This window comes from Streptosporangium nondiastaticum (assembly GCF_003011965.1).
Taxonomy (GTDB): Bacteria; Actinomycetota; Actinomycetes; order Streptomycetales; family Streptomycetaceae; genus Streptomyces; species Streptomyces nondiastaticus.
The window spans coordinates 22,890-30,689 of record NZ_PXWG01000074.1; the positions used below are offsets into that span (position 1 = coordinate 22,890).

General features: G+C 74.7%; 2 protein-coding genes. Both read right to left on the reverse strand.

Annotated features, from left to right (window positions below):
- Window positions 1–235: 235 nt before the first annotated feature.
- Window positions 236–1,426, reverse strand: a complete 1,191-nt coding sequence (locus B7P34_RS23060; RefSeq protein ID WP_106679383.1) for a cytochrome P450 — start codon at window positions 1,424–1,426, stop codon at window positions 236–238.
- A gap of 76 nt (window positions 1,427–1,502) precedes the next feature.
- A complete protein-coding gene (locus B7P34_RS23065) occupies window positions 1,503–7,712 on the reverse strand; it encodes a type I polyketide synthase (RefSeq protein WP_106679385.1) in 6,210 nt (2,069 codons plus the stop codon).
- Window positions 7,713–7,800 lie beyond the last annotated feature (88 nt).

Genomic DNA, 7,800 nt, shown 5'->3' on the forward strand with positions numbered 1-7,800 from the left:
GATGCCAACCCCTCGTGGAATGCGGTTCCGGGGCGCAGGGCGTCGACAGTCACGCCTGACCCACTATCCGGGGCCCATCCTGCTCAAGGCCGACTGCGGGTTTCCGTAGAGAGCACGTCAGAGAGCACGTCAGAGAGCACGTCGCCCGTGAGAGCACGTCGCCCGTACGCACGGCCCCGGTGGTGCGGCGGGGCCGTGCGTACGGGCGAGGGCGTGCCGGGACGGCGGGGTGGGGCTACCAGGTCACGGGCAGCTCGGTGAGGCCGCCGGACAACTGGCCGTCGCGCAGTTGCAGTTCGCCCGCCGGCCGTTCCAGGCGCAGGCCGGGCAGACGGGTGAACAGCCGGGTATAGACCGTCCTCAGCTCGATGCGCGCCAGCGGGGCGCCGATGCAGTGCCACATGCCGTGGGCGAAGGTCAGGTGCAGGTTGGGGGTCCTGGTGATGTCGAACCGCTCCGGTTCGGTGAAGGCCCGCTCGTCGAAGTTGGGGAGGCTGAAGTCGAACAGGACCAGGTCTCCGGCCCGCATCGTCACGCCGCCGATCTCGACGTCCTCGGAGGCGTAGCGCGGCAGGATCGACCCGCCGGCCTTGGCGGACCTCAGTATTTCCTCCACGGCGTGCGTCATCGCGCCCGGGTCCGCGAGGGCGGCCGCGCGCTGCTCGGGGTACTCGGCCAGGAGCATCACGCCGTGGTCGAGGAAGGTGACGACGCTGTCCAGCCCGGCGAACAGCAGGCCCACGGCCAGCGGTGCCACGCGCTCTTCGGGGAGTCCGCCGTCGGACAGCCGGGTGAGGATGTCGGCGCCGGGCTCGGCCCGCTTCCGTTCGACCATGCCCTCGACGAAAGCGAAGAGCTCGTCCCGGCCGTGCTCCACGCTCTCCCGGTCGCCCAGGAGGGCCATCCGGGCCAGCATCTCCGTCAGCTGTTCACGGCTGTGCGGCGGTATGCCGATGATGTCGCAGAGCACCGTCAGGGCGACCGGGACGGACACGCCGCCGTGCAGGTCGGCGGGCGGGCCCTGGGCGACGAACCGGTCCAGTACGGTCTCCACGACCGCCGCCACCTGCGGCTCCATCTCGCGCACCCGCCGGGCGGAGAACATCGGCGTGAGCAGGCGGCGTATCTCGGCGTGCGTCCGGCGTCCCGCCTCGGCGTCGGTGTCGGTGATCATCAGGTCCAGGAACGGGCTCCGGACGTAGCGGGGCGCGTTCTCCGGGTCGGGGTGCGAGTGGCCGACGCGCTCGTCGTGCAGCAGCTCCCTGAGCTCGGCGTGGCGGGTCACCAGCCACCCCTCGTCCCCGGCGGGGGTGCGCACCCGGCAGACCGGCGCCTGGTCCTGGAGTCCGCGCAGCAGGGGGCTGAGCCGGAGCAGGCCGGGCGGCTCCAGGCCGAGGGAGGGCAGGTCCCGGGAAGAAACGGTCATGGCATGTCCTGTCTTCTGGGTAGGGGTGGGAACACATCGCGCGCGGCCGGGCCGTGACGGCGGCTCTCCGGCACCGTCACGCCCCGCCGACGGAGCGGAGCCAGCTCTCGACGGCCTCCGCGGTCGCCGCGGCGTCCGCCTTGACGAGGGAGAAGTGGTCGGCGTCGACGCTGCGGACCTGGGCCGAGGGGTAGGCGCCCTGTCCCTCGGCCGCGGCCGTGGCGTACTCGACTCCGGCGGCCGCCCTCGTCGCCCGGAGGCTCAGCACGGGGGCGGTCGGGTGCTGGACGTCGAGCCGGCTGAGCAGGCCCATCCACCGGCCCATCGCGGACAGCCGCGAATTGGTCATCCGCACCGGTGAGACCTCGTCGACCATGAAGTTCCGCCGCATCATGCCGGCGTAGTCGACGTCCTCGCCGTTCTCGTGCCGGAGGCTGAGGGTGTCCAGCAGCACCACGGCCGCCGGCCTGATGCCCCACGTGCTCTCCAGCAGGCCGGCGGCCGCGTAGGCGAACGCGCCGCCGGAGGAGTGCCCGGCGAGGGCGAAGGGTTCTCCGTCACTCGCGCGCAGCGCGCTCTCCGCGATGACCCTGACCGCGCCCTCGGGCGTGGCCGGCAGCCGCTCCCCCGCCGCGAAGCCGATCAGCGGTACGGCGCAGACGTGCCGCTTGCCCCGGAAGGGTGCGGCGAACCGGGCGTACTCGTGGACGCCGCCGTTGGCGGTGGGGGTGCTGACGCAGATCAGCCGCGGGTGGCCGGGGCCCTCGGCGAGCGTGGTGGGCAGGGGCAGGTCCTCCAGCTCGGCCGCGTTCTCGAAGGTCGCGCGGAGCGCGCCCAGGGCCCGCACCATGTGCTGGGCTTCGGCGACCCTGCCGTTCTCCAGGGCGTCGAGGAAGAGCCGTTCCAGGGAGTCGACCTCCTGCCCGGCGGCCGGGCCCCGCAGGCCCGCACCGGCCGGGGCCCCGTCCGGGCCCGGCTGCGCGGCGAGTTCGCCGAGCAGCCAGGCGGCGAGGTTCTCGGGGTTCCTGTTGTCGAAGACCACGGTGGCGGGCAGTTGCAGCCCGGCGGCCGCGGCGATGCGGTTGCGGAGCTCGACCGAGGTCAGCGAGTCGAATCCCAGCGCGAAGAAGTCGCGGTGGGCCTCGATGTCCCGGACCGACGTGTGGCCGAGGACGGCGGCGGCCTCGGTGCGGACGAGGTCGACGGTGTGCCGCAGCCGGTCCGCGTCCGGCAGGGCCAGCAGCTGCCGGGCGAACGGGACCGGGGAGCCGGACGTGTTCTCCGCGGTCCTCCTGCCCCGGCGGATCAGCCCGCGGAAGAGCGGGGGCACGTCGGCCTGTGGCACCGGGGCTCCGGCGACCGGGCCGAGCGCCGCCACCACGGGCTCGTCCACGCCGAGGGCGGCCTCGAACAGGGCCGTGCCCTGCTCGACGGTCACCGGCGACAGGCCGCTGGCGCGCATGCGGGCCATGGCCGTGTCGCTCAGCTCGCCGGCCATGCCGTCGCCGCTCGCCCAGTGGCCCCACACGACCGACTGTCCGGGCAGGCCCAGAGAGGCCCGGTGCCGGGCCAGGCCGTCCAGGAAGGTGTTCGCGGCCGCGTAGTTGGCGACGCCCGGTGCGCCGAGCACGCCGGAGAGGGACGAGAACATGACGAACCCGGCCAGGCCGAGGTTCTTGGTGGCTTCGTGCAGGTGCCAGGCCGCGTCCGCCTTGGGCCGCAGTACGGACGACAGCCGCTCGGGGGTCAGGGTGGTCACCATGCCGTCGTCGAGGACGCCGGCCAGGTGGATGACCGCCGTCAGCGGGTGTGCGGCGGGAATCCCGGCCAGGAGGCCGGCGAGCTCGTCCGGGTCGGCGACGTCGCAGGCCACGATCGTGGGCAGGGCGCCCAGTGCCCGGAGTTCGCCGGCCAGTGCGGCCGCCCCGGGGGCCTGTGGGCCGCGGCGGCCGGCCAGCAGCAGGTGCCGCGTGCCGGACGCGGCCAGCCACCGGGCGAGGTGGCCGCCCAGGTTGCCGGCGCCGCCGGTGAGGAGAACGGTTCCCTCGGGGTCCCACTCCGTCCGCCGCGCGCCCGCGCCGTCCGGCAGCCAGGCCAGCCGTCCGACGCGCACTTCTCCGCCGCGCACGGCGAACTGGTTGTCGCCGGAGGCCAGCAGGCCCGGCAGTTGCGCGAGGAGCGCCGCCGGGTCGCCGCTGTCGTCGAGGTCGGCCAGGACGAAGCGGCCGGGGTGTTCCGCGTGCGCGGAGCGCACCAGTCCCCAGACCGCCGCGGCGGCGGGATCGTCGCCGGAGACCGCGCCGCGCGTCAGGAACACCAGTCGCGACGTGCCGAACCGTTCGTCGGCGAGCCAGTCCTGCATCAGTCGCAGGGCCTGCGCCGTCAGCTCGTGCGCGGCCGCCGGCACGTCGCCGCCGGTGGGGGGTACGGGAACCGCGATCAGGTCCGGGACGTCGGCGACACCCGCCGGATCCGCGGCCCCGAGGGGAGCGAGCAGCACGCTCCGTGCGTCCGGAGCGGCCTGCGGCTCCGGCGCCGGGACCCATTCCAGGCGCAGCAGGGGCTCGCGCCGGGCGGCGGGTCGGGGAGCGTGCGAGGGCGCGCTCAGGCCGAGGGTTTCCGCCGACAGCACCGGGGCGCCGGAGGCGTCCGCCGCCAGGACGCGGACGGTGTCCTCGCCCGTGATCGTGATGCGTGCCCGCAGTGACGACGCGCCGGAGGCGTGCAGGGACACCCCGCTCCAGGAGGTGGCGTGCCGGATGCCGTCCTCGTCTCCCGCCTCGCAGAGGGCGGCGGCGTGCACGACCGCGTCGAGCAGGGCGGGGTGCAGCCCGAAGTCCTGGGCCTCGGAGGCGAGGCCGTCGGGGAGCGCGGCCTCGACGAACACCTCGTCGCCGCGGCTCCAGGCCGCCCGCACCCCGCGGAGGACGGTGCCGTGCCGGGTCCCGGCGCGGAAGTCGTCCAGGTCGACGGCGGACGCGCCGTGCGGCGGCCAGACGGAGGCGTCGAAGTCCGTGGCCTGCGCGCCCGTGGTGAGCGTGCCGGAGGCGTGCTCCGTCCATGTCCCGTCCGGCTCGTCCGCGGGCCGGGAGAAGAACCGGATCTCGCGGGCCGAGTCACCCGGAGGGCCGAGCCGCACCTGCATCACGCGGGCCGTGCCGTCGGTGAGCTCCAGGGGCGCGCCGAGCGTCAGTCCGGCGAGGTGGTCGCAGCCGGCCTGGTCGCCGGCCCGGATGGCGAGTTCGACGAGGGCCGCGGCCGGAAGGGTCGTCGTCCGGCCCGTCGCGCGGTCCTTCAGCCAGGGGTGTGCCTGGGCCGACAGCCGGCTCGTGAACAGCATCCCGCCCGGGTCCGCCAGGTGCACCGCCGCGCCCAGCAGCGGGTGTCCGGCCGGTTCCAGTCCCGCCGACGCGACGTCTCCGGCGGTCGTGCCGGGCCGGGGCCAGTAGCGCCGGCGCTGGAAGGGGTAGGTGGGCAGGTCGACGCGGCGGGCGCCGGTGCCGGCGAAGAACCCGGACCAGTCCATGGCGACACCGGCCACGTGGAGGGACGCGAGGGCGGCGAGCAGGGCGCTCTCCTCCGGACGGTCCTTGCGGAGTGCCGGCACGGCCACCGGGGTGCCGTCCAGGTTGTGCTGGGCCACTCCCGTCAGCGTGCTGTCGGGCGCCAGTTCCAGGAAGGCCGAGGCGCCTTCGGACGCCAGGGTGCGCATGCCGTCGGCGAAGCGGACGGGTTCGCGGACGTTCCGGACCCAGTAGTCGGCGGAGCCGATCAGTTCCCCGGACGCCTCCGCGCCGGTCACGGTCGAGACGAACCGGATTTCCGGCTCCCGGTAGGAGAGGCCCTCGGCGACCTTCCGGTAGTCCTCCAGGATCGGGTCCATCAGCGGCGAGTGGCTGGCCATGCGCACCGGCACCCGCCGCGACTTGCGGTTCTCGGCGGCGAATTCCCCGGCGATGCGCAGGACATGGGTCTCCTCGCCGGAGATGACGACGGCCTCGGGGCCGTTGACCGCGGCGATCGACACGCCGCCGGTCAGCCGTGCGGCCACCTCCTTCTCGGACGCCTCGATCGCCACCATCGCACCGCCGGCGGGCAGGGCGTTCATCAACCGTCCGCGGGCCGCCACCAGGGTGCACGCGTCCGCCAGGGAGAGCACCCCGGCGACATGGGCCGCCGCGATCTCTCCGAAGGAGTGGCCCACGACGAAGTCGGGGCGGATGCCCCAGGACGCGACGAGCCGGAACAGCGCCACCTGGATCGCGAACAGCGCCGGCTGGGTGAACCTGGTTTCGTCCAGGCGCTCCGCGTCGGTGAACATCACCTCCCGCAGCTCGCCGTCGAAGTGGGCCAGCACCGCGTCCAGCGCCTCCGCGAACGGCGGGAACCGGTCGTACAGTTCCCGGCCCATGCCGGCGCGCTGTCCGCCCTGGCCCGGGAACATCAGCGCGAGCGAACGCTCCGTGGCCGTGCCCCGCGCGACCTCGGCCCCCGCCAGCAGCACCGCGCGGTGCTCGAAGGCCGGCCGGCCCGTGGCCAGGGAGAAGCCCATGTCGAGCGGCGAGAGTTCCGGGCGCTCCCCGGCCCACTCGCGCACCAGCTCGACCTGGGCGTCCAGTGCTTCGGAGGTCTTCCCCGAGACGAGCCACGGAACGGCTTCCGCCTCGATAGGCCTGGCGTTCCCGCCGGACCGGGTGTTCCCGCCGGGCCGGGCGGCGAGGTCCGGGGCCTGCTCCAGGACGGCGTGCGCGTTGGTGCCGCTGATGCCGAAGGAGGAGACAGCCGCCCGGCGGGGACGGCCGGTGTCCGGCCAGTCGGTCCGCTCCGTCAGGAGTTCGGCGTCGCCGGCCGTCCAGTCCACGTGCGTCGTGGGCGTCCCGACGTGGAGGGTGCGGGGCAGCACGCCGTGCCGCAGCGCCATGACCATCTTGATGACACCGGCGGCGCCGGCCGCGGCCTGGGTGTGGCCGATGTTCGACTTGAGCGAGCCCAGCAGCAGCGGCCGCCCTTCGGCCCGGTCCTGCCCGTACGTGGCGAGCAGGGCCTGGGCCTCGATGGGGTCTCCGAGCGAGGTGCCCGTGCCGTGCGCCTCGACGGCGTCCACGTCACCGGTCGACAGCCCGGCGTTCGCCAGGGCCTGTCGGATGACGCGCTGCTGGGACGGGCCGTTCGGCGCCGTGAGTCCGTTGGAGGCGCCGTCCTGGTTGATGGCCGAGCCCCGGACGACGGCGAGGACCTCGTGCCCGTTGCGCCGCGCGTCGGACAGCCGCTCCAGGACGAGGACGCCGACGCCCTCCGACCAGCCGGTGCCGTCGGCGTCGTCCGAGAAGGCCTTGCACCGGCCGTCCGTCGCCAGCACGCCCTGGCGGCTGAAGCTGGGGAAGCTCATCGGGGTCGACAGGACCGTCACCCCGCCGGCCAGGGCGAGCGAGGACTCGCCGGAGCGCAGGGACTGCGCGGCCAGGTGCATGGCCACGAGGGACGACGAGCACGCCGTGTCGAGGGTGACGGCGGGGCCTTCCAGGCCGAAGGCGTACGAGATGCGGCCGGAGACGACGCTGCCGACGAGGCCCGTGCCGGCGTGGCCCTCCAGGTCCTCGCGGGAGTTCATCACGAGCATCGTGTAGTCCTGGCCGCTGGTGCCGACGAAGACGCCGGTCCGGCTGCCGCGCAGGGACTCCGGGTCGATGCCGGCGCGTTCGATCGCTTCCCAGGAGGTTTCCAGGAGCAGCCGCTGCTGCGGGTCCATGGTGACGGCCTCGCGCGGCGAGATCCCGAAGAAGCCGGCGTCGAAGTCCGCGATGCCGTCGAGGAATCCTCCCTTGGCCGTGGCGCTGCGGCCGCGGTCGCCCTCCGCCCCGCCCAGCAGGGCGTCGAGGTCCCAGCCGCGGTCCGCCGGGAAGTCCGTGATGCCTTCGCGGCCTTCGAGGACGAGCTGCCACAGGTCCTCCGGAGACCGCACGCCTCCCGGGAGCCGGCAGGCCATGCCGACGATGACGACCGGGTCGTCGGCGACCGCACCGGGCACGGCGGCCGCCGCCGCCGTGTCCCCGTGCTCGTCGAGCAGCGTGGCGACGAGGTGCCCCGCGAGCGCCGTGGGGCTGGGGTAGTCGAAGACCAGCGTCGCGGACAGCCGCAGGCCGGTCGCGGCGGAGAGCCGGTTGCGGAGCTCGACGGACGTCAGGGAGTCGAAGCCGAGGTCCTGGAACTCCCGGCGCGCGTCGACGGCCCCGGCCGACGCGTGCCCCAGCACGGCCGCGGCCTCCGCCCGTACCAGATCCGTCATGAGGCGGGCGCGCTCGTCCTCGCCCAGCCCCACCAGCCGGCCGGCGAGCTGCGCGGCCGTGCCCGCGCCCGTGGCGGTGGTCGCGGCG

Bases quoted from the DNA above. Each gene is read 5' to 3' on its own strand.
- B7P34_RS23065 (WP_106679385.1), bottom strand. From the start codon at position 7,712: ATGACGGATCTGGTACGGGCGGAGGCCGCGGCCGTGCTGGGGCACGCG.
- B7P34_RS23060 (WP_106679383.1), bottom strand. From the start codon at position 1,426: ATGACCGTTTCTTCCCGGGACCTGCCCTCCCTCGGCCTGGAGCCGCCC.